Origin of the sequence: Pantoea nemavictus (genome assembly GCF_037479095.1) — a bacterium.
GTDB classification, from domain to species: Bacteria; Pseudomonadota; Gammaproteobacteria; order Enterobacterales; family Enterobacteriaceae; genus Pantoea; species Pantoea nemavictus.
In genome coordinates, this window is sequence record NZ_JBBGZW010000001.1 from 2,372,851 (window position 1) to 2,397,235 (window position 24,385).

Here is a 24,385-nt window from a genome sequence, read left to right on the forward strand (position 1 = left end):
CAACAATTAATGGCGGAAATGACGCATGTCGGTGAAGATCATCGCGATACCGTGCTCATCAGCTGCGGCAATCACTTCATCATCACGGATTGAACCACCCGGTTGAATCACACAGCTGATGCCGACCGCTGCTGCGGCGTCGATACCGTCACGGAACGGGAAGAATGCGTCAGACGCCATCGCCGAACCTTTCACTTCCAGGCCTTCATCACCCGCTTTAATGCCAGCGATTTTGGCTGAATAGACACGGCTCATCTGACCGGCGCCAATGCCGATAGTCATATTGTCGCGCGCATAAACAATGGCATTGGATTTAACGAATTTCGCCACTTTCCAGCAGAACAGCGCATCACGCAGTTCCTGCTCAGTTGGCTGGCGCTTGCTAACAACGCGCAGTTGGCTGGCTTCCACCATACCTAAATCACGATCCTGCACCAGCACGCCGCCGTTTACGCGTTTGAAATCCAGCGCCGCAACGCGGCCTTGCCACTGGCCGCATACCAGAACGCGCACGTTCTGTTTAGCGGCGGTCACTTTCAATGCTGCTTCACTGGCGGACGGAGCAATGATCACTTCCACAAACTGGCGGCTGATGATGGCCTGCGCGGTGGCTTCGTCGAGTTCGCGGTTGAAGGCAATGATGCCGCCGAACGCGGAAGTCGGGTCAGTTTTGTAGGCACGTTCGTAAGCGTCGAGAATCGAACCGCCAACCGCGACACCACATGGGTTTGCGTGTTTGACGATGACACACGCCGCTTCGTCAAACTCTTTCACGCACTCAAGTGCAGCATCGGTATCGGCGATATTGTTGTAGGAGAGCGCTTTACCCTGAACCTGCTGCGCAGTAGCAACGGAAGCTTCCGCCACATTCTCTTCTATATAGAAGGCAGCATCCTGATGGCTGTTCTCGCCGTAACGCATATCCTGCTTCTTGATGAAGTTGAGATTCAGCGTACGTGGGAAGCGGCCGGCAGGTTCTTTGCTGTCGCCGTGATAAGCCGGAACCAGGCTACCGAAGTAGTTGGCAATCATGCTGTCGTAGGCGGCAGTGTGTTCGAAGGCTTTTATGGCCAGATCGAAACGCGTTTCCAGCGTAAGTGAGTTTTCATTAGCATCCAGCTCGGCAATGATCGCCTCGTAATCGCTGCTCTTCACCACAATCGCGACGTCTTTATGGTTCTTGGCTGCGGAGCGAACCATAGTTGGACCACCAATATCGATGTTCTCTACTGCGTCAGCTAACGAGCAATCAGGTTTGGCAACGGTTTGGGCGAAGGGATAAAGGTTCACAACCACCATGTCGATTGGGTTGATGGCGTGTTGTGCCATGATCGCATCATCCTGGCCGCGACGGCCTAAAATGCCACCGTGCACTTTCGGGTGCAGCGTTTTGACGCGTCCATCCATCATTTCCGGGAAACCGGTGTAGTCAGAAACTTCGGTGACGGGCAGGCCCGCATCTGCCAGCAGACGTGCAGTACCGCCTGTGGAGAGCAGCTCAACACCACGACTGGAGAGTGCCTGAGCAAATTCGAGGATACCGGCTTTATCAGAGACACTGAGCAGAGCGCGGCGTACAGGACGACGTTGTTGCATGGTGGTTTTATCCCTTGGCTTTGTTTCGCGTAAAAAAGAGCGTTACATCAAGCTTAGTGTCTTTCTTCTATATAGAAGGAAGCACTTGCCTCATGTAACGCCCCAAAAGGGGCATCCTTGACGTCGCCGGGCATTGTAGCGAAAACGTTTGCGTGATGCTCGCCTAAATTCATTTGTGCGCTTGTGTGTGGATAACTATGTGCGTAACTGCGTATAAGGCGGGGTTTTGCTGTGGAATGCAGCGAACGGTTGTTTTTGTTGAATTTAGCGGTTGCGTGCTGAGAACAACTCCCTATAATGCGCATCCATCAACACGGCACAACGGCTTACGAAATGTGGTGTTGGTGAGGAAGCTTCGAAAGAACTTCCGCCGGATGAAAGCGCTGAAAAAAGTGTTTGACTCTGAAGGAGGAAAGCGTAATATACGCCACCTCGCGACAGGCGGTTAACCCGCTGTTCGCAACGCTCTTTAACAATTTATCAGACAATCTGTGTGGGCACTCGCAGGATTGATATCAGCGTCTCCGGACGCAAAAAATATCAAGTCTCACGAGTGAACACATAATGAAATTCATTATGACGTTTTACAGATGAGCATCGCTGCACTCGTTGCAGCAAATCAAACTTAAATTGAAGAGTTTGATCATGGCTCAGATTGAACGCTGGCGGCAGGCCTAACACATGCAAGTCGGACGGTAGCACAGAGAGCTTGCTCTTGGGTGACGAGTGGCGGACGGGTGAGTAATGTCTGGGAAACTGCCCGATGGAGGGGGATAACTACTGGAAACGGTAGCTAATACCGCATAACGTCGCAAGACCAAAGTGGGGGACCTTCGGGCCTCACACCATCGGATGTGCCCAGATGGGATTAGCTAGTAGGTGGGGTAATGGCTCACCTAGGCGACGATCCCTAGCTGGTCTGAGAGGATGACCAGCCACACTGGAACTGAGACACGGTCCAGACTCCTACGGGAGGCAGCAGTGGGGAATATTGCACAATGGGCGCAAGCCTGATGCAGCCATGCCGCGTGTATGAAGAAGGCCTTCGGGTTGTAAAGTACTTTCAGCGGGGAGGAAGGCGGTGAGGTTAATAACCCCACCAATAGACGTTACCAGCGGGAGAACCCCCGGCTAACGCCCCGCCAGCGCCCGCGGTGATACGGAGGTTGCAAGCGTTAATCGGAATTACTGGGCGTCAAGCGCACGCAGGCGGTCAGTCAAGTCGGATGTGAAATCCCCGGGCTTAACCTGGGAACTGCATTCGAAACTGGCAGGCTAGAGTCTCGTAGAGGGGGGTAGAATTCCAGGTGTAGCGGTGAAATGCGTAGAGATCTGGAGGAATACCGGTGGCGAAGGCGGCCCCCTGGACGAAGACTGACGCTCAGGTGCGAAAGCGTGGGGAGCAAACAGGATTAGATACCCTGGTAGTCCACGCCGTAAACGATGTCGACTTGGAGGTTGTTCCCTTGAGGAGTGGCTTCCGGAGCTAACGCGTTAAGTCGACCGCCTGGGGAGTACGGCCGCAAGGTTAAAACTCAAATGAATTGACGGGGGCCCGCACAAGCGGTGGAGCATGTGGTTTAATTCGATGCAACGCGAAGAACCTTACCTACTCTTGACATCCACGGAACTTGGCAGAGATGCCCTGGTGCCTTCGGGAACCGTGAGACAGGTGCTGCATGGCTGTCGTCAGCTCGTGTTGTGAAATGTTGGGTTAAGTCCCGCAACGAGCGCAACCCTTATCCTTTGTTGCCAGCGGTCCGGCCGGGAACTCAAAGGAGACTGCCAGTGATAAACTGGAGGAAGGTGGGGATGACGTCAAGTCATCATGGCCCTTACGAGTAGGGCTACACACGTGCTACAATGGCGCATACAAAGAGAAGCGACCTCGCGAGAGCAAGCGGACCTCATAAAGTGCGTCGTAGTCCGGATCGGAGTCTGCAACTCGACTCCGTGAAGTCGGAATCGCTAGTAATCGTAGATCAGAATGCTACGGTGAATACGTTCCCGGGCCTTGTACACACCGCCCGTCACACCATGGGAGTGGGTTGCAAAAGAAGTAGGTAGCTTAACCTTCGGGAGGGCGCTTACCACTTTGTGATTCATGACTGGGGTGAAGTCGTAACAAGGTAACCGTAGGGGAACCTGCGGTTGGATCACCTCCTTACCTGAAGATACCTTCCCGCGAAGTGCTCACACAGATTGTCTGATAGAAAGTAATGAGCAAGACGGCTGCGAAGTCGTGACACTATCGTGTCCCCTTCGTCTAGCGGTTAGGACTCCGCCCTTTCACGGCGGCAACAGGGGTTCGAATCCCCTAGGGGACGCCACTTGCTTGGTGACAGGTGAAAGGTGTCTCCACGACGTATCTCAAAACTGACGTAACCGTCATGTTTGAGATACTGCTCTTTAACAATCCGGAACAAGCTGAAAATTGAAACGACGTGTTGTTTTCATTCTCCGTAATAGGAATGAAATCACGATGCGTTCGAGTCTCTCAAATGCTTACAGTCCCGAGCGTTGCAAAACGCCTGTGGGTTGTGAGGTTAAGCGACTAAGCGTACACGGTGGCTGCCCTGGCAGTCAGAGGCGATGAAGGACGTGCTAATCTGCGTAAAGCGTCGGTAAGGGGCAATGACCGGCTACGGCCGACGATGTCCGAATGGGGAAACCCGGTGCACTCAGTGCATCATCGCAACATGAATACATAGTGTTGCGAGGCGAACCTGGGGAACTGAAACATCTAAGTACCCAGAGGAAAAGAAATCAACCGAGATTCCCCCAGTAGCGGCGAGCGAACGGGGAACAGCCCAGAACCTGAATCAGTTTGTGCGTTAGTGGAAGCGTCTGGAAAGTCGCACGACACCGGGTGATAGTCCCGTACACGAAAGTGCACAGATTGTGAGTTCGAAGAGTAGGGCGGGACACGTGGTATCCTGTCTGAATATGGGGGGACCATCCTCCAAGGCTAAATACTCCTGACTGACCGATAGTGAACCAGTACCGTGAGGGAAAGGCGAAAAGAACCCCGGCGAGGGGAGTGAAACAGAACCTGAAACCGTGTACGTACAAGCAGTGGGAGCCTCATTTATGGGGTGACTGCGTACCTTTTGTATAATGGGTCAGCGACTTATATTCTGTAGCAAGGTTAACCGTATAGGGGAGCCGCAGGGAAACCGAGTCTTAACTGGGCGTTAAGTTGCAGGGTATAGACCCGAAACCCGGTGATCTAGCCATGGGCAGGTTGAAGGTTGGGTAACACTAACTGGAGGACCGAACCGACTAATGTTGAAAAATTAGCGGATGACTTGTGGCTGGGGGTGAAAGGCCAATCAAACCGGGAGATAGCTGGTTCTCCCCGAAAGCTATTTAGGTAGCGCCTCGTGAACTCATCTCCGGGGGTAGAGCACTGTTTCGGCTAGGGGGCCATCCCGGCTTACCAACCCGATGCAAACTGCGAATACCGGAGAATGTTATCACGGGAGACACACGGCGGGTGCTAACGTCCGTCGTGAAGAGGGAAACAACCCAGACCGCCAGCTAAGGTCCCAAAGTCATGGTTAAGTGGGAAACGATGTGGGAAGGCACAGACAGCCAGGATGTTGGCTTAGAAGCAGCCATCATTTAAAGAAAGCGTAATAGCTCACTGGTCGAGTCGGCCTGCGCGGAAGATGTAACGGGGCTAAACCATGCACCGAAGCTGCGGCAGCGACGCGTATGCGTTGTTGGGTAGGGGAGCGTTCTGTAAGCCGTCGAAGGTGTGCTGTGAGGCATGCTGGAGGTATCAGAAGTGCGAATGCTGACATAAGTAACGATAAAGCGGGTGAAAAGCCCGCTCGCCGGAAGACCAAGGGTTCCTGTTCAACGTTAATCGGAGCAGGGTGAGTCGACCCCTAAGGCGAGGCTGAAAAGCGTAGTCGATGGGAAGCAGGTTAATATTCCTGCACTTGGTGTTACTGCGAAGGGGGGACGGAGAAGGCTAGGTTATCCGGGCGACGGTTGTCCCGGTTTAAGCGTGTAGGCTGACACCTTTGGTAAATCCGGGGTGTCTTAAGGCTGAGGCGTGACGACGAGCCACCACGGTGGTGAAGTAACTGATGCCCTGCTTCCAGGAAAAGCCTCTAAGCTCCAGGTAACACGAAATCGTACCCCAAACCGACACAGGTGGTCAGGTAGAGAATACCAAGGCGCTTGAGAGAACTCGGGTGAAGGAACTAGGCAAAATGGTGCCGTAACTTCGGGAGAAGGCACGCTGGCGCGTAGGTGAAGGGACTTGCTCCCCGAGCCGAAGCCAGTCGAAGATACCAGCTGGCTGCAACTGTTTATTAAAAACACAGCACTGTGCAAACACGAAAGTGGACGTATACGGTGTGACGCCTGCCCGGTGCCGGAAGGTTAATTGATGGGGTTATCCGCAAGGAGAAGCTCTTGATCGAAGCCCCGGTAAACGGCGGCCGTAACTATAACGGTCCTAAGGTAGCGAAATTCCTTGTCGGGTAAGTTCCGACCTGCACGAATGGCGTAATGATGGCCAGGCTGTCTCCACCCGAGACTCAGTGAAATTGAAATCGCTGTGAAGATGCAGTGTACCCGCGGCAAGACGGAAAGACCCCGTGAACCTTTACTATAGCTTGACACTGAACATTGAGCCTTGATGTGTAGGATAGGTGGGAGGCTTTGAAGCGTGGACGCCAGTCTGCGTGGAGCCAACCTTGAAATACCACCCTTTAATGTTTGATGTTCTAACGTAGGCCCGTGATCCGGGCTGCGGACAGTGTCTGGTGGGTAGTTTGACTGGGGCGGTCTCCTCCCAAAGAGTAACGGAGGAGCACGAAGGTTGGCTAATCCTGGTCGGACATCAGGAGGTTAGTGCAATGGCATAAGCCAGCTTGACTGCGAGAGTGACGGCTCGAGCAGGTGCGAAAGCAGGTCATAGTGATCCGGTGGTTCTGAATGGAAGGGCCATCGCTCAACGGATAAAAGGTACTCCGGGGATAACAGGCTGATACCGCCCAAGAGTTCATATCGACGGCGGTGTTTGGCACCTCGATGTCGGCTCATCACATCCTGGGGCTGAAGTAGGTCCCAAGGGTACGGCTGTTCGCCGTTTAAAGTGGTACGCGAGCTGGGTTTAGAACGTCGTGAGACAGTTCGGTCCCTATCTGCCGTGGGCGCTGGAGAATTGAGGGGGGTTGCTCCTAGTACGAGAGGACCGGAGTGAACGCACCACTGGTGTTCGGGTTGTCATGCCAATGGCACTGCCCGGTAGCTAAGTGCGGAAAAGATAAGTGCTGAAAGCATCTAAGCACGAAACTTGCCCCGAGATGAGTTCTCCCTGACTCCTTGAGGGTCCTGAAGGGACGTTGAAGACTACGACGTTGATAGGCCGGGTGTGTAAGCGCAGCGATGCGTTGAGCTAACCGGTACTAATGACCCGTGAGGCTTAACCTTACAACGCCAGAGGCGTTTTGGTCTGAGAGACCGGATTTTCAGCTTGTTCACGGACTGGTTTGCGGCGCCTGTGAGGGCTTCGCGAACGAAACAGAATTTGCCTGGCGGCTTTAGCGCGGTGGTCCCACCTGACCCCATGCCGAACTCAGAAGTGAAACGCCGTAGCGCCGATGGTAGTGTGGGGTCTCCCCATGCGAGAGTAGGGAACTGCCAGGCATCAGTTAGGTGAAGAAGCCCTGAACGGAAGTTCAGGGCTTTTTTACGTCTATATCTCTATAAAGATGCAGTGTTTTAGTGCAATTTTCAGCGAAAATTACAGCTAAATAGTCAAAAACCAGATCAGATTCCCCCAATAACTCATCAAATATTAATAATCTTGCTGCTCTTCGTCCCAATTCCCACCTAAAGCTGAAACATTTTCATAAACCGCATGAAGACTCGACATTCACAGCATACCAGGCTAATGTCGGGCATCTGGATGTCTAAACGTTTATACGGTTGTAAGAAAGAGGTGAGCAGGTTATGCCAATCAGAATTCCCGACGAATTACCGGCAGTGAATTTTTTACGTGATGAAAATGTCTTTGTCATGACGTCATCGCGCGCCAGTGTTCAGGAAATTCGTCCACTTAAAGTGCTGATTCTTAACCTGATGCCAAAGAAGATCGAGACCGAAAACCAGTTCCTGCGGCTGTTATCAAACTCGCCGCTGCAGATTGACGTGCAGCTGCTGCGTATTGATAGCCGCGAGTCACGCAACACCCCGACCGAGCATCTGAACAACTTCTACTGCAACTTTGAAGACATCCAAAACGATAATTTCGATGGGCTAATTGTCACCGGTGCCCCGCTGGGACTGGTTGATTTCAATGATGTAGCCTACTGGCCGCAGATTCAGCGTGTGCTGCACTGGGCAAACGAACATGTCACATCGACGCTGTTTGTTTGTTGGGCGGTACAGGCGGCATTAAACATTCTGTATGGCATTCCTAAGCAGACGCGACAGAACAAATTATCCGGTGTTTATGAGCATCAGATCCTGCATCCGCATGCACTGCTAACGCGTGGTTTTGACGACACTTTCCTGGCGCCACATTCACGCTATGCGGATTTCCCCAGCCAGTTAATTCGTGACTACACCGATCTCGAGCTGTTCGCCGAAGCGGAATCTACCGGCGCCTACCTGATGGCGAGTAAAGACAAGCGTTTAGCATTTGTTACCGGCCATCCTGAGTATGATGCGCTGACGCTTTCTGGCGAATATCATCGTGATTATGATGCGGGCTTACATCCGGAAGTGCCGTTCAACTACTTCCCGCAGGACAATCCTGAACTGCCACCGCGCGCCACCTGGCGCAGCCATGGTAATCTGCTGTTCTCGAATTGGCTCAACTACTACGTTTATCAGATCACGCCGTTCGATCTGCGTCGTATGAATCCCACGCTCGAATAAATCCAACGCCTCGTTTTATCCTGCCGCGATAGTCGAAAGCTATCGCGGTTTTTTTTGCCTTCTGTATATAATGGAACCTATTGCCTTTAATTCGATGAATTAAATTATATAAATATCAATGTCATAAATGCCATTTAATATAAAAATGGAAATAGTTTTTGAAAATAAAATAAAAACCATTATGCTCTGATCTTGCAGGTTAAAAAACACCCTACATCCGGATCCTATCGTTAGACGATGGATCAACTCAGGAGGCAGCCCGCATGACAGACTCGGTTATCAGCAATACGCTAACCTTTAGCCAGCCCTTTACCCACGCGGAAAAGCAGCTGCTTACCCCGGAAGCGATCGATTTTATCCATTCACTGGTGGTGCGTTTTGCACCTGAGCGTGAGCGTCTGCTGAAAGCACGCCAGCAACGCCAGCAGCGCTACGACCAAGGCGAACTACCTGGATTTGATTCGGAAACCACTTCCATTCGTGAAAATGAGTGGCAGGTACGGCCAATCCCCCCGCTGTTGCAAGATCGTCGTGTGGAGATCACCGGTCCGCCGGATCGCAAAATGGTGATCAACGCGCTTAATGCGAACGTCAACGTCTTTATGGCCGACTTTGAAGATTCGCTGGCACCGACCTGGCAGAAGCTGATTGATGGACAATTAACGCTACGCTATGCGGTTAAGGGCACGCTGAGCTTTACCAGTGAAACCGGCAAGATCTACCAGCTGCGAGCCAACCCGGCGCTGCTGATGTGCCGTGTACGTGGTCTGCATCTGAATGAAAAGCATGTTGAGTGGCGCGATCGAGCCATTCCCGGCGGGCTGTTTGATTTCGCGCTCTACTTTTTCCACAACGTTGAAGCGCTGCGGGAGAAGGGCCATGCGCCATGGTTCTATTTGCCGAAAACCGAGCATGCGGCTGAAGTGGCATGGTGGCGTGAGATCTTCCGTTTCAGTGAAGATCGCTTCGATCTGCCACGCGGCACGATCAAAGCCACGGTATTGATCGAAACGCTGCCCGCGGTATTTCAGATGGATGAGATCCTGTGGGAACTGCGCGATCACGTGGTTGGCCTCAACTGTGGCCGCTGGGATTACATCTTCAGCTACATCAAAACGCTCGGACAACATCCCGATCGCATCCTGCCGGACCGCCAGCAAATCAGCATGGACCAACCATTCCTGGATGCCTATTCCCGCCTGCTGATCAAAACCTGTCATCGTCGCGGCGCGCTGGCGATGGGCGGCATGTCAGCGTTGATTCCGAGCAAAGATACGGAACGCAATTTATGGGTAACGCAGAAGGTGCAGGAAGACAAAACGCGTGAAGCCGGCAACGGTCACGACGGCACCTGGGTGGCACATCCCGGTCTGGCAGACATTGCGATGGAAGCATTTGACCGTCAGCTCGGCGATAAGCCCAATCAACTGCATGTTACGCGTGAGCAGGATGCGCCAATCACCGCAGAACGTTTATTGGCACCGTGTCGCGGCAAGCGCACCGAAGCGGGCATGCGCGCTAATATTCGCGTGGCGCTGCAATATCTGGAAGCCTGGATCAGCGGCAATGGCTGCGTACCGATTGATGGCCTGATGGAAGATGCCGCCACTGCTGAAATCGCACGTACTTCGATCTGGCAATGGATTCATCACAAACAGATTCTCAGCGATGGTCAGCCGGTAACGGTAGCGCTTTTCGAACGCCTGCTGGAAGAAGAGTTAGCTGCGTTGCAGCAAACCCTTGGCGCAGAACGTTGCCGCAACGGACGTTTTGAGGATGCCGCCGCGCTGATGGCGCAAATCACCACCGATAACCAACTGGTTTCTTTCCTCACTCTGCCAGGCTACCGCCTGCTGCCTTGAACCCGGAGATATGGCTATGAATCGTACGCAACAGATCAAACTGCTGGAATCGAGCTGGAACGATGCACGCTGGGAAGGCATTACTCGTCCGTACAGTGCAGAGGACGTTATCAACCTGCGCGGCTCGGTGAATCCAGCCTGCACGCTGGCGGAACGCGGCGCCACCAAACTCTGGTCGTTGCTTAATGGCGAATCCAGCAAAGGCTACATCAATAGCCTCGGTGCGCTGACCGGCGGTCAGGCGGTGCAGCAAGCAAAAGCAGGCATTGAGGCGATTTACCTCTCAGGCTGGCAGGTGGCGGCCGATGCCAACCTCGCCGGGCAGATGTATCCCGATCAGTCTCTGTATCCGGTGAATTCGGTGCCAAACGTGGTGGAACGTATCAACCAAAGCTTCCAGCGCGCCGATCAGATTCAGTGGGCCAGCGGCGTCTCGCCAGACGATGAGGACTTCATCGATTACTTCCTGCCGATTGTGGCCGATGCGGAAGCCGGTTTTGGCGGCGTGCTCAATGCTTTCGAGCTGATGAAATCGATGATTCAGGCCGGTGCCGGTGCGGTGCATTTTGAAGACCAGCTAGCGGCAGTGAAAAAGTGCGGACACATGGGCGGCAAAGTATTAGTACCGACGCAGGAAGCGATTCAGAAACTGGTGGCGGCACGTCTGGCGGCTGACGTAATGAACGTGCCGACGGTATTAATTGCGCGCACTGATGCCGATGCCGCCGATCTGATCACGTCCGACTGCGACCCGCGCGATGCGACATTCATTACCGGTGAGCGCACTGCCGAGGGCTTCTTCCGCACGCACGCAGGTATTGAGCAGGCGATCAGTCGCGGGCTGTCCTATGCACCTTATGCCGATGTGCTGTGGTGTGAAACCTCGACGCCGGATCTCGAGCTGGCGCAGCGTTTTGCCGATGCAATTCACGCGCAGTACCCCGGCAAACTGCTGGCCTATAACTGCTCGCCGTCGTTTAACTGGAAGAAGAATCTCGACGATCGCACCATCGCACGTTTCCAGCAGGCGCTGAGCGACATGGGCTATCGCTTCCAGTTTATTACGCTGGCCGGCATTCACAGCATGTGGTTCAACATGTTCGACCTTGCGCACGCCTATGCGCAGGGCGAAGGCATGCGGCATTACGTGGAAAAAGTGCAACAGCCGGAGTTTGCGGCGCGCGACAAAGGCTACACCTTCTCGTCACATCAGCAGGAAGTGGGGACCGGCTACTTCGATCGCATCACTAATGTGATTCAGGGCGGGCAATCCTCGGTGACTGCATTGACCGGTTCCACCGAAGCCTCGCAGTTCTAATCTCACACCGATACTGCCTTTGTAGGGTCGCCATTTATGGCGACCGTTTCCCCCGGAGCGTTGCCAATGACACCGAGAGAATCGTTAATCGCCCACACCATTCTGCAGGGTTTTGACGCGCAGTATGGTCGCTTTCTGGATATCACTGCTGGCGCACAGCAGCGCTTTGAACAGGCTGACTGGCACGCGGTGCAGCAGGCGATGAAAGCGCGTATTCATCTCTACGATCACCACGTTGGCTTGGTTGCCAATCAGCTGCGCATTCTCAATGATACTTCGGACTGGGATGAAGCTTTCTGGCTGCGCGTCAAAAGTCATTATGAAACCCTGCTGCCTGGCTATCCGCGCCACGAAATTGCCGAGAGCTTCTTCAATTCGGTCTATTGCCGCTTACAGGGCCACCGCCATTTGTCGCCTGAACGCTTGTTTATCTTCCCGTCGCAGCCTTACGCGCCGGCACCCGTTGCACAGCGCCCGCTGTCGCGCCTGTATCGTCCGCAGCAGAATTGGCAGGAGACATTGCGTCAGGTGCTGAATGACATGCCGCTGCGCCTAACGTGGCAGGATCAAACGCGCGATATCGGCTGGATTGTGCGTCATCTGCATGAGCAGTTTGGCGCCGCGCAGCTGGTAAACGCGACGCTGGATGTCGCTAGCGAGCTGTTTTATCGCAACAAAACCGCGTGGATTGTGGCGCGGCTGCAACTCAATGATGGCATGGTGCCCTGCTTGTTGCCGATCCAGCGTGATGATGCCGGACGCTTGTGGATCGATACCTGTCTGACCGATAGCGATGATGCCAGCATCGTGTTTGGCTTTGCGCGCGCCTACTTCATGGTTTACGCGCCGGTGCCTGCTGCGCTGGTAGCGTGGCTGCAACCGATTTTGCCGGGCAAAACTGTGGCTGAGCGCTACATGGCGATTGGCTGTCAGAAGCACGGTAAAACCGAATGTTATCGTGAATACCTGCACTATCTGGCGCACAGCGAGGAGGATTTCACCGTCGCGCCCGGCATTCGCGGTATGGTGATGATGGTGTTCACGCTGCCGGGTTTCGATCGCGTATTTAAAGTGATTAAGGACCGTTTCGCGCCGCAAAAGGAGGTCACTGATGCGCAGGTGCGTGACTGCTATCGCATGGTCAAAGAGCACGATCGCGTCGGACGCATGGCGGATACGCAAGAGTTTGAACACTTTGCATTGCCGCGTGCCCGTATTCCTGCCGAGCTGATGGCGGAGTTTGAGCGCGATATTCCGCAGAAGCTGGAAGTACGTGACGATGTGGTGATTATTCGCCACTTGTGGCTGGAGCGCCGCATGGAGCCGCTCAATCTGTGGCTGGCACAGGCGACACCGGAACAGCGGCAGCATGCGATTGGCGAGTACGGCGATGCGATTCGCCAGCTGGCGGCGGCGAATATTTTCCCCGGCGACATGCTGTTCAAAAACTTTGGTATGACGCGCCATGGCCGCGTGGTGTTTTACGACTACGACGAGATTCGCCCGATGAGTGAGTTGGTGTTCCGCGATGTACCGCAGGCGCGTTATGAAGAGGATGAACTGCAGGCCGAACCCTGGTACAGCGTCGGCCCGGATGACGTGTTCCCGGAAACCTTCCGCTATGCGCTATGCAGTGAACCGGCGACCGGTAAATTACTGCAGGCGCTGCATCCACAACTGTTTGATCCCAACTGGTGGCGCGCGCTGCAAACGCGCATCCGCGCAGGGCATATTGAAGAGGTGATTGCCTGGCGCGCGAGCCAGCGTTTCAGCGCGCGCTATGCTGCGGTGGCCGCTTAACGGCCAGAATAGGTTTGCGTCACCTGTTTGGCGGCGCGAATCACCAGCGCACCCAGTTCGGTGATGCGGTCGTCTGTCATGCGTGCAATCGGGCCGGAAATGGAGATTGCCGCGAAGGGTTCGCCATGCTCGTCATAGATCGGCGCAGCGACACAGCGCAGGCCCAGCGCGTGCTCCTCGTCATCGTGGGAGAAGCCCATCTTACGAATCAGCGCCAGATTTTCCTTCAGGCTGTGCGGCGACATCAGCGTCTTCGGCGTGTAATGGTGCAAACCTTTTTGATGCAGCAGCGCTGTTACTTGCTCATCGCTCAGATGTGCCAGAAATGCTTTGCCAGCGCCGGAGGCATGCATCGGCAGCTTGCCGCCAATGGGTGCGGACATCCGCATCAGCTGCGTGCACTGCACCTGATCGATGATCACCGCCTGATAATCGCTGAGATCCAGCACCGCCAGATTCACCGTCTCACCGGCATCTTCCATCAGCTTGCGCAACAGCGGATGCACAATCGCCAGCAGATTGCGGCTCTGCAGGAAGCTGCTGCCGACCACAAAGGCGTGCGAACCAATGGTCCATAACCCTAAGTCGCCCACCTGATGGACAAAGCCTTGTTGCTGCATGGTGGTGAGCAGGCGATGCGTGGTGGAGTTGGGTAAACCGGCCTGTTGTGCCAGTTCGGTGAGCGCCACGCTGCCGTGGGATTCGGCAATCAACTCCAGCAGACGCAGGCCGCGCGTAAGAGATTGAACTTGCCCGCCAACGGGCGCGCTGGTGGTCGTGGTGGTGGCACGCGGTTTCTTGCCGCGTTTTACGGGCGCAGGGGTTGCCATAACTTCTCCACAATCGCATTAATTATGGAAACCATTTTCGTTTTTAATGGTGCGAATGCAAACGTTCGCTTTCTGGTCGGATCTGTCAGGCATCATGGCTGAAAATGTCTCATCTGAGCTGACTTTTGCTCATCTTAAAGATATGCCAGTATGTCTGGCTGGCATATTAGCCAACGCAATGACGTGGACGGGGCAACAGTGAGCAACAAAACAGAAATGCTGCAGCAGCAGCTGGCGCAACGCATCATGATTCTGGACGGTGGCATGGGCACCATGATCCAGAGTTATAAACTGAGCGAGCAGGATTTTCGTGGCAGCCGCTTTGCCGACTGGCCGTCCGATTTGCAAGGTAACAACGATCTGTTGGTGCTCACCAGGCCGGATGTGATTCGCGAAATCCACGATGCCTATCTCGCCGCGGGCGCGGATATTCTGGAGACCAATACCTTTAACTCCACCACCATTGCGATGGCGGATTACGCGATGGAAGCGCTGTCGGCGGAGATCAACTTCGAAGCCGCCAAACTGGCACGTGCCAGCGCCGATGCCTGGACGGCAAAAACACCGCATCGTCCACGCTACGTGGCGGGCGTGTTGGGCCCGACCAACCGCACCTGTTCTATCTCACCGGATGTTAACGATCCCGCTTATCGTAACGTCACCTTCAATCAGCTGGTGGAAGCCTATCGCGAATCCACACATGCGCTGATCGCTGGCGGTTCTGATCTGATCATGATCGAAACGGTGTTCGATACGCTGAATGCCAAAGCGGCGATTTATGCGGTGCAGGCCGAGATGGAAGCAATGGGCGTTAAGCTGCCGCTGATGATCTCCGGCACCATCACCGATGCCTCCGGTCGTACGCTCTCCGGTCAAACCACCGAAGGTTTCTATAACTCGCTGCGCCACGCCGAGCCGCTGTCATTTGGTCTTAACTGTGCGCTGGGGCCGGACGAACTGCGTCAATATGTGGCGGAGCTGTCGCGCATTGCCGAAGGCTACGTCACCGCGCACCCGAATGCCGGTTTGCCCAACGCCTTTGGTGAATACGATCTTGATGCCGCCGTTATGGCCGAGCAGATTGGTGAGTGGGCACGCGCCGGATTCCTCAATATTATCGGTGGCTGCTGCGGTACCACGCCGGAACACATCGCGGCGATGGCGGCAGCGGTGGAAGGTGTTGCGCCACGCCAGCTGCCGGAGATTCCGGTGGCTTGTCGCCTGGCGGGCCTGGAACCGCTCAACATTCACGCCGACTCGCTGTTCGTTAACGTGGGCGAACGTACCAACGTCACCGGCTCGGCTAAGTTCAAACGCCTGATCAAAGAAGAGAAATATAACGAAGCGCTGGATGTAGCACGTCAGCAGGTGGAGAGCGGCGCGCAAATCATTGATATCAATATGGATGAAGGCATGCTGGATGCGGAGGCGGCGATGGTGCGCTTCCTCAATCTGATTGCCGGTGAACCCGACATCGCGCGTGTGCCGATCATGATCGACTCCTCAAAATGGGAGGTCATTGAGAAGGGCCTGCAGTGCATTCAGGGCAAAGGCATCGTTAACTCCATCTCGATGAAAGAGGGCGTTGAACCTTTCATTGAGCACGCGCGGAAAGTGCGTCGCTACGGCGCGGCGATGGTGGTGATGGCGTTTGATGAAGTCGGCCAGGCAGATACGCGCGCGCGCAAAATCGAAATCTGTCGCCGCGCCTACAAGATCCTCACCGAAGAGGTCGGTTTCCCGCCAGAAGACATCATTTTCGATCCAAATATTTTTGCCGTTGCCACCGGCATCGAAGAGCACAACAACTACGCGATGGACTTTATCGGCGCCTGTGCCGACATCAAGCGCGAATTGCCGCATGCGATGATTTCTGGCGGCGTCTCCAACGTATCGTTCTCGTTCCGCGGCAATGAACCGGTGCGTGAAGCGATTCACGCGGTGTTCCTCTATTACGCCATCCGTAACGGTATGGATATGGGCATCGTCAATGCCGGACAGCTGGCGATTTACGACGATCTGCCGGCCGAGCTGCGCGACGCTGTGGAAGACGTGGTTCTTAACCGCCGTGATGATGGCACCGAGCGCCTACTGGAGCTGGCGGAGAAATATCGCGGCAGTAAAAGTGACGGCGAGCAGGAGAAACAGCAGGCCGAATGGCGCAGCTGGGACGTGGTAAAACGTCTGGAATACTCGTTGGTGAAAGGCATCACCGAGTTTATTGAGCTGGATACCGAGGAAGCGCGTCAGGCATCTGAACGCCCGATCCAGGTGATTGAAGGCCCGCTGATGTCCGGCATGAACGTGGTTGGCGATCTGTTCGGCGAGGGCAAAATGTTCCTGCCGCAGGTAGTGAAATCGGCGCGCGTGATGAAGCAGGCGGTGGCCTATCTCGAACCTTACATTCAGGCCAGCAAAGAGGCCGGACGCAGCAACGGCAAGATCGTGCTGGCGACGGTGAAGGGCGATGTGCACGACATCGGCAAAAACATCGTTGGTGTGGTGCTGCAGTGTAATAACTACGAAATTATCGACCTCGGCGTGATGGTGCCGAGCGACAAAATCCTTAAAACCGCGATTGCCGAGAACGCCGATATTATCGGGCTTTCTGGGCTGATTACGCCGTCGCTGGATGAAATGGTTAACGTGGCGAAAGAGATGGAGCGCCAGGGATTCACTATCCCGCTGCTGATTGGCGGCGCGACCACCTCGAAGGCGCACACGGCGGTGAAGATTGAGCAGAATTACAGCGGTCCAACGGTCTATGTGCAGAACGCCTCGCGCACCGTGGGCGTGGTGTCATCGTTGCTCTCCGCTACGCTGAAAGAAGATTTCGTGGCACGCACGCGCAAAGAGTACGACACGGTGCGTATTCAGCATGCACGTAAAAAGCCGCGCACGCCGCCGGTTAGCCTGCAAACCGCGCGCGATAACGACTACTCCATTGATTGGGAAAGCTATACGCCGCCGGTGCCGCATCGTCTCGGCGTGAGCGCAGTGCAAGCCAACATTGAAACGCTGCGTAATTACATCGACTGGACGCCATTCTTTATGACCTGGTCGCTGGCGGGAAAATATCCGCGCATCCTGGAAGATGAGGTGGTGGGCGAAGAGGCCAGGCGGCTGTTTGCCGATGCCAACGCGATGCTGGATATGCTGAGCACCAGCGGCACGCTCAATCCTCGCGGCGTGGTGGGGATTTTTCCGGCTAACCGCGTCGGCGATGACATTGAAATCTATCGCAATGAGAACCGCAACGAGGTGCTGTGCGTGAGCCATCATCTGCGTCAGCAGACCGAGAAAACCGACTTTGCTAACTATTGTCTGGCCGACTTCGTGGCGCCGAAATCCAGCGGTAAAGCCGATTACCTCGGCGCGTTTGCCGTTACCGCTGGAATTGAAGAGGATGCGCTGGCCGAGGCCTATGACAAACAGCACGATGATTACAACAAAATCATGGTGAAAGCGGTGTCGGATCGTCTGGCGGAAGCCTTTGCCGAGTATCTGCACGAGCGGGTGCGCAAGGTGATTTGGGGCTTTGCCGCCCATGAAAATCTGAGCAACGAAGAGCTGATTCGCGAGAACTATCAGGGCCTTCGTCCCGCGCCGGGCTATCCCGCTTGTCCGGAACATACCGAGAAAGCGCCGATCTGGCAGCTGCTGGATGTGGAAGCCAATACCGGTATGAAACTGACCGAATCTTTCGCTATGTGGCCAGGCGCGGCGGTTTCCGGCTGGTATTTCAGTCATCCTGACAGTAAATATTTTGCCGTGGCGCAGATTCAACGCGACCAGGTAGAAGATTACGCGGCGCGTAAAGGGATGAGTGTGACCGAAGTTGAGCGCTGGCTGGCGCCGAATCTGGGTTATGACGCGGATTAATATTTGGTAACGCGCAATAAATTGCGCCGCTACGGTATGTGCATCTATCCGTAGCGGCGCGATTTATCGCGCGGGTTTAAAACCACCCGCGCTGGTGTTAGTTAAAGCGCGCATCGCGATCTGACGTTAGATCATACAGCTGATACTTACGGCCCAGCATCTGGCCGCCATCACGCGTTAACGGCACCCAGTTCACCTGCGCACGGCCACGCGTTGGCGTCACGGTAAACAGATCCATCGGTACCGAAATGTAGAAGCCTTTGGTAAAGTCGCCTTCACCATACGCTTCTGCCGACACATTGGTTTTGGTGGCGTAGAAGCCAACCATCACACCGCTGTCGAAGCGCTTCGACACATCCAACGTCACGCCTTTATCTTTTGCCAGATATTCACCGACGCTGGCTTTCACCAATACATCCTGCATAAACCACGGACGCCAGTAAGCGGTGAAATGCCCGGTTGGCGCTTTGTAGTCGGTGAACTGCATCATGTTGTCCCAATCACGCTGCTTCACGTAGTTGGCATCAACGCCGAATGCCCAGTTGCTATCAATCGGACGATACAACACCTCGCCACCGACGCCACCATACATGGTTTCCAGATAACCGCCGTAAACCTGGCCGTAGAAACCGTTGCCGAGCGACCGCATATAGTTGGCTTGCAGATCGTTGACGTAAACGTTGTTCTCAACGTAATCACGAATATGGGTACGCACGCGTGGCAGCGTGGAGTCGGCTGGCGCGCCGTTATAGTTAAACTTGTCGTAGTTATTGGCGATGTTACCGAACAGGCTGCCGCCGACTAATAGATGATCGGTGAGCCAGTAATCGGCGTTGGCCATCACGCCAATCTGATACATGTAGAAGCTTTCCGGTCCGCCGACCGACTGATTCAGCACCGGCGACAAGCTGTAGTTCAGGCGATCTTTGCGGATGAAGAAACCTTGCTCGGTGGTGCCGGGATCAACCGGATTGTCGCGCGTTTGCTGCAGCGGCTGCTCATGCCCAAGCGGATAACCGGCCAGCTCGTTGTGCAGGCTGGCGACGTTGGTGCGCGTGCTCACCTGCGGCATATTGAAGCGCGACTCGGTGACATCGATGGTATCGATACCGGCAGGCAGGTTGTTCATGATGATGCGATTGGCACGATCGACGCCTTCGCGCGTGTCGCGATATTTGGTTTGCTCGCCGGAAACGTACAGCGTGCTGCCTTTGGTCTGGATATGCGGGCCGTTCAGTCCGGCGTTGTACTTCAGATCCGTCAGCTGATTCGCCACCACCGTCGGTTGCAGCAGGTCGCCCTGCGGCTGCGGGTTGTAGGCCGGTTTCTCGCTATCAATGTGCGACTGATGCAGATCGTTGAAGTTAGTGCGCAGGGTAAAGCCGAACATAAAGGTGTTGCCGCGCTCGTAGCTGGCGTTGATATCGGCCCAATCGGTGATGCGATAAATCGCGCCGACGTTAACCTTACTGCGCTGATCCAGACGGCCAGCAAAATCATCCTGATAGTTGTTACCTTCGTACTCCACCTTCAGGCGCAGCGGCTGCCATGGCGTTTGATACTCCACGCCACCAAACAGTGCTGAAGGACCGTGGAACATTTGCGAACCGTTAATCGAACCCGCTTCGCCGTTACCGGTGCGGCTACAGAAACTGTCGCTGTAGGAGCAGAACGGGTTTTTGATGGTGCCGCTATTGCCGAGATAACCCCAGCCCAGACCTAAAGTGAAATCAAACGGTCCCCACGCTTTGCTGGCCACCAGATATTCGCTGTCGAATAAACCGGTGCCGCCTAAATCGCGCGAGCCCACGGCCACTTCCGGCAGCCAGTAGCTCTCTTGCCACAGGCGCAGCTTCACATCGAAGGCTTTATCTTTATAACTTTGATTGCCGCTGAAGCCTTCCACTGCGCTGTAGCGACGAGTTCGCACATCGGTATAACGCACGGTGGTTTCGAGCCACGGGAACAGCTGTAGTGAGGCCGAATAGTAACGATATTGATCGTTATCGCGGAAGTTAACGCTAAATTCACCCTCTTTCGCCATACGCGCAGTTGGCGTCTGCATCAGGCCTACGCCGCCAAAATCTGATTGCGAAGGGCCGACCGGTTCCGGCCAGGTCTCCGCATGCACCTGGCAGGCAGCGGAAACAGAAGCAGCCAGCAGGCTGATAATTAATTGTTTTTTCATCAGTCTGGTATCCGGTGAGTCAGAACGGAAAGCATGCGCGCATTCAAATCGCTTTGGCCCCAGGGTAGGCTCCATGAGGTGAAACCGAGCCAGATAATGCTGCCGGGCTCCACTTCGATATGGCGATGATTCCAGTAGGCAATTGGCACGTGTTGTGTGCTGCCAGACGGCGCAATCACCGTGGCAAAGCTGCGTTCCGCACCGGAAAGGCGATCGTGCCCGTCGAGGTAATCACGCACTTCACGGCCAGGCTGCCAGCTCTCTTTTCCTGGATTGCTCAGCGCACCCAGCACCAATACCTGCGTGGGCTGTGCCAGCGTGTAGAGCTCATAGCTGCCCTGCAGCGTACGGTTAGCCTGCGGACGCAGACGCACCTCATCGGGATCGAGTGAGGTGAACTGGCGGCCAGTGACTTTTATGTCGTTAAGCTGGTGGATGACAGCGCCAATGGTGGCGGCTAGCGACTCGCCGCTGTCGGCTTGCCAGGCGCCCAGATCGGCCAGCAGCTGTTTCTGCTGTTGCTGTGCTACCGCGGTTGCACCGCGTTCGGCAATCACCGTGCCCGGCCACCAACTGCGCAGTGCAGGATTTGTCAGTAATTGAGAGAGGTTTTGCGCATCATCGATTTGCAGTGCGTTTTTACCCTGCACATCGTGCACGGTGACTTGAGCCGCGGCCAGCGCATGGCCAGCCGTTAGCAGCATCAACGCTGCCAGCATTGGAGTTATTTTATTCATGATTTCGCCGGCTTCAGAATGGTGGTTTCAACAGGGAATGCATCGGCGGCCAGCATCTGGCTGGCCTGCAGCACCGTGCCGTCACGGTTATCGATCCAGAACGTATTTTGCCACTCGGTCCCCAGGCTCTCCATACGAACGGTCTCATGCCAGACGCGGCACGGCACGCGTTCGCCGGTGATATCCAGCACCGTATCGTCACCGCGCTGGAAGCGGGAAACGGCTATCGCGGCGCGCACGTTATCCTGTTCGCGCCACTGCACCACGCGCGTCCAGCTGGCACCGTTTTGCAGGTGTAACGCATCGGCGAGCGGATCCTGCGCCAGGTTGCTGACGTCAGCGAGGTTGCTCGGTAACCCGAGGGTTTTCACCAGGCGGCCATGCTGCATCACCAGCATCGCTTTATCCTGGGTGATCCACTTCTGCAGGCCGTTTTCGTTGTAACCGAGCACCACGAAGATGCGCGGACCATCATTGATGTGAGCATAGAGGCTGGCGTAGGGCAGGTTAGCAACCTGTTCATCGGTAACCGTGACATCATCCGGGCCGTTAACGGCCAGCATCACGGTTTGTTCAAGGCCTTTTTGCGTTTGTGTGCAGGCCTGCAACAACAGGCAAAGAAGTAGCAAAGAGAGTCGGCGCACTGTGTATCCCTGTCTAAATAAGCCAAGCAAAAAATAACCACACGGGTGTGTGGTTATGCTTAAAGGTGCTACATCAACGAGTGGTGCTCGTTGTGGTGGTTGTTGTTGTACCGGTATTTGCACCGTCACCGCCGCCAGAAGCAGCAATGCCGAGACCCACTAACGCACCGAGCGCGCCGATACCGACAGCGGTAGACGCACCAGCAGAGATTGCTCCCGCCTGCGCGCCTGCTGCAGCACCAGCTTCTTCCGGCGCGGCAATCGCAGCGGAAGAAACGGCAACGTAAAGTAAGGCTGCACCGGCAACCATCAGTTTTTTCATAACAACGTTTCCTGCATTTATATGAATCAATGAATGTAGGATCTACCCAGAATTCGGGCGCGTTCAGTATAGGGCAACAAATTACCAGAGTTCAGCATGAGTAAAAGAGGGCGCAAACCTAAGACATTTCTGGTGATAAATACGGCGAATTGGCGTTAGCTGCTTTTTTTAAATGCAGTTTTTTCTGAGGGTGGAATAATTATTTGATTGTCTATAGCAGGGCAGAATTTTTCACTTTTGCATTAACTATTGGTACGGAATAGGAATAATCAGAATTTCCTGAAGCAGGTTAAATAAAAATGATAAATCAATCATATGGATAGCGAGAGGCTGACCGTAAAATAGGGCCATTTTTTAATTAAAAGGGTGGCGGGTAATAGGGCAAACTTCCGATTATCCTTAGCGTATTTTAAGAATTTTCTAAGCGGAGCAGCAGACTAAAATAACCGTATTGCGCGGGTTGTTGCCTATTTGGCATAAAAAAGGCGGCAACCATGCCGCCTTATTCACTGGGTGGGTGGGAAATTAACGCCAGGATTTGTAGCGATTAATTAAGCCATTAGTGGAGCTATCGTGGCTACTAATTTCCGCGTCATTCTCCAGCTCTGGCAAGATGCGGTTTGCCAGCTGTTTGCCCAATTCAACGCCCCATTGGTCAAAGGTGAAGATGTTGAGAATTGCGCCTTGCGTGAAGATTTTGTGTTCATACAACGCAATCAGCGAACCCAGGCTGAACGGCGTAATTTCACGCAGCAGGATTGAGTTGGTTGGACGGTTACCTTCGAACACCTTGAACGGCACGATGTGTGCCACGGATGCGGCCGATTTGCCGGCATCGGTGAACTCTTTCTCTACCACATCACGCGACTTACCAAACGCCAGCGCTTCGGTCTGCGCAAAGAAGTTCGACAGCAGCTTCGGATGGTGATCGGTCAGCACGTTGTGGCTCAAGGCCGGTGCAATGAAGTCGCACGGAATCAGTTTGGTGCCCTGGTGGATCAGCTGGTAGAACGCGTGCTGGCCGTTGGTGCCTGGCTCACCCCAAATGATGGGGCCAGTCTGATAATCCACCGGGTTGCCTTCACGATCGACATATTTACCGTTGGATTCCATGTTGCCCTGCTGGAAGTAAGCAGCAAAGCGATGCATGTACTGGTCGTACGGCAGAATCGCTTCGGTTTCGGCACCAAAGAAGTTGTTGTACCAGATGCCAATCAGCGCCAGCAGCACCGGCAGGTTTTGCTCGGCAGGCGTATTAGCAAAGTGGTTATCCATCGCATGTGCGCCGCTCAGCAGCTGCTCGAAGTTCTCGAAGCCGATAGACAGAATGATCGACAAGCCGATTGCTGACCACAGTGAATAGCGGCCGCCAACCCAATCCCAGAATTCGAACATGTTGTCGGTATCGATACCGAATTCACCCACCGCTTTGCCGTTGGTCGACAGCGCTGCGAAGTGCTTCGCCACGTGCTGTTGGTCGCCCGCGGTTGTCAGGAACCAGTCACGCGCGCTGTGGGCGTTGGTCATGGTTTCCTGCGTGGTGAAGGTTTTTGATGCCACGAGGAACAGCGTGGTTTCCGGGCTGAGATCTTTCAGCGTTTCAGCGATGTGCGTGCCATCAACGTTGGATACAAAGTGCATGTTGAGGTGATTTTTGTACGGACGCAGCGCTTCGGTCACCATAAACGGGCCGAGGTCGGAACCGCCGATGCCGATGTTAACCACATCGGTGATCGCTTTACCGGTATAGCCTTTCCACTCACCGCTAATGATGCGCTCGGAGAAGCCTTTCATCTTCGCCAGTACCGCGTTGACTTCCGGCATCACATCTTTGCCGTCGACCACAATTGGGGTGTTGCTGCGATTACGCAGTGCAACGTGCAGTACCGCGCGCTCTTCAGTGCGGTTGATCTTCTCGCCAGAGAACATCGATTTGATCGCGCCAGCCAGATCGGTCTCTTTAGCCAACGCCTGTAATTTTTCGAGGGTTTCCTCGGTGATGCGGTTTTTAGAGAAATCCACCAGCATCTGGTCATCGAAAGTGGCAGAGAATTTCGCAAAACGATCGGCATCTTGCGCAAACAGATCGGCGATTTGCACCGATTTCATCTGGTCAAAATGCTGCTGCAGCGCTTTCCAGGCTGCGGTTTGGGTCGGATTGATATTTTTCATGGCAACACTCTAGTTGATATAAGAACCGTCATTCCATCCGGGGCATCCTGCTCGCCCGGCATCCTTAGCACTCTTGCACGGGGTTGAGTATGACTACAGTTACTACCTAAGGGAAAAAATTTGTGACCGTG

Annotated in this window: 12 protein-coding genes, 1 tRNA gene and 3 rRNA genes; 9 read left to right on the forward strand and 7 right to left on the reverse strand. The window is 54.6% G+C overall.

Going from position 1 to position 24,385, the window contains the following annotated elements; translation table 11 throughout:
• Positions 1–6: 6 nt before the first annotated feature.
• Positions 7–1,596, reverse strand: a complete 1,590-nt coding sequence (gene purH, locus WH298_RS10855; RefSeq protein ID WP_049853479.1) for a bifunctional phosphoribosylaminoimidazolecarboxamide formyltransferase/IMP cyclohydrolase — start codon at positions 1,594–1,596, stop codon at positions 7–9.
• 627 nt (positions 1,597–2,223) lie between these two features.
• On the opposite strand from purH, the gene WH298_RS10860 reads away from it, so the two are divergent.
• From WH298_RS10860 to aceK, 8 genes are all read left to right on the forward strand, one after another.
• Positions 2,224–3,763: ribosomal RNA gene (locus WH298_RS10860) — 16S ribosomal RNA — on the forward strand.
• An 88-nt stretch (positions 3,764–3,851) separates the two neighbouring features.
• Positions 3,852–3,926, forward strand: a tRNA-Glu gene (locus WH298_RS10865).
• A 214-nt stretch (positions 3,927–4,140) separates the two neighbouring features.
• Positions 4,141–7,047, forward strand: a 23S ribosomal RNA gene (locus tag WH298_RS10870).
• A 100-nt stretch (positions 7,048–7,147) separates the two neighbouring features.
• Positions 7,148–7,263 (forward strand): 5S ribosomal RNA (gene rrf / locus WH298_RS10875).
• Together the 16S, 23S and 5S rRNA genes with 1 tRNA gene alongside form the textbook arrangement of a ribosomal RNA operon.
• Before the next feature lie 306 nt (positions 7,264–7,569).
• Positions 7,570–8,499, forward strand: coding sequence for a homoserine O-acetyltransferase MetA (metA, locus tag WH298_RS10880; RefSeq protein ID WP_007891827.1), 930 nt, complete (start codon positions 7,570–7,572; stop codon positions 8,497–8,499).
• Between the two features lie 263 nt (positions 8,500–8,762).
• Positions 8,763–10,361: a malate synthase A gene (gene aceB / locus WH298_RS10885; protein ID WP_180822844.1), complete on the forward strand. Its 1,599-nt coding sequence runs from the start codon at positions 8,763–8,765 to the stop codon at positions 10,359–10,361.
• A gap of 16 nt (positions 10,362–10,377) precedes the next feature.
• Positions 10,378–11,679 (forward strand): isocitrate lyase, encoded by a 1,302-nt coding sequence (gene aceA, locus WH298_RS10890; RefSeq protein ID WP_007891833.1) that lies wholly within the window; start codon positions 10,378–10,380, stop codon positions 11,677–11,679.
• 66 nt (positions 11,680–11,745) lie between these two features.
• The gene (gene aceK, locus WH298_RS10895; RefSeq protein ID WP_180822845.1) at positions 11,746–13,479 is read left to right on the forward strand and encodes a bifunctional isocitrate dehydrogenase kinase/phosphatase; all 1,734 of its coding nucleotides are present in this window, start codon (positions 11,746–11,748) and stop codon (positions 13,477–13,479) included.
• On the opposite strand, the gene iclR is transcribed toward aceK, so the two are convergent.
• Positions 13,476–14,309 (reverse strand): glyoxylate bypass operon transcriptional repressor IclR, encoded by an 834-nt coding sequence (iclR, locus tag WH298_RS10900; RefSeq protein ID WP_180822846.1) that lies wholly within the window; start codon positions 14,307–14,309, stop codon positions 13,476–13,478. The two genes, aceK and iclR, sit on opposite strands and share 4 nt — an antisense overlap.
• Before the next feature lie 198 nt (positions 14,310–14,507).
• Here iclR and metH point away from each other — a divergent pair, with 198 nt between their 5' ends.
• Positions 14,508–18,191, forward strand: a complete 3,684-nt coding sequence (metH, locus tag WH298_RS10905) for a methionine synthase (protein ID WP_180822847.1) — start codon at positions 14,508–14,510, stop codon at positions 18,189–18,191.
• Between the two features lie 97 nt (positions 18,192–18,288).
• Here metH and WH298_RS10910 read toward each other — a convergent pair whose 3' ends face one another.
• From WH298_RS10910 to pgi, 5 genes are all read right to left on the reverse strand, one after another.
• The gene (locus tag WH298_RS10910) at positions 18,289–20,379 is read right to left on the reverse strand and encodes a YjbH domain-containing protein (RefSeq protein WP_007891329.1); all 2,091 of its coding nucleotides are present in this window, start codon (positions 20,377–20,379) and stop codon (positions 18,289–18,291) included.
• Positions 20,379–21,116, reverse strand: coding sequence for a capsule biosynthesis GfcC D2 domain-containing protein (locus tag WH298_RS10915; protein WP_180822848.1), 738 nt, complete (start codon positions 21,114–21,116; stop codon positions 20,379–20,381). Before WH298_RS10915 ends, WH298_RS10910 begins: the two co-directional genes overlap by 1 nt.
• On the reverse strand, positions 21,113–21,760 hold the full coding sequence (locus WH298_RS10920; protein WP_180822849.1) for a YjbF family lipoprotein: 648 nt from the start codon (positions 21,758–21,760) through the stop codon (positions 21,113–21,115). Before WH298_RS10920 ends, WH298_RS10915 begins: the two co-directional genes overlap by 4 nt.
• Before the next feature lie 73 nt (positions 21,761–21,833).
• The gene (gene yjbE, locus WH298_RS10925) at positions 21,834–22,082 is read right to left on the reverse strand and encodes an exopolysaccharide production protein YjbE (protein ID WP_007891326.1); all 249 of its coding nucleotides are present in this window, start codon (positions 22,080–22,082) and stop codon (positions 21,834–21,836) included.
• A gap of 525 nt (positions 22,083–22,607) precedes the next feature.
• Positions 22,608–24,254 (reverse strand): glucose-6-phosphate isomerase, encoded by a 1,647-nt coding sequence (pgi, locus tag WH298_RS10930; RefSeq protein WP_180822850.1) that lies wholly within the window; start codon positions 24,252–24,254, stop codon positions 22,608–22,610.
• Positions 24,255–24,385: the final 131 nt, after the last annotated feature.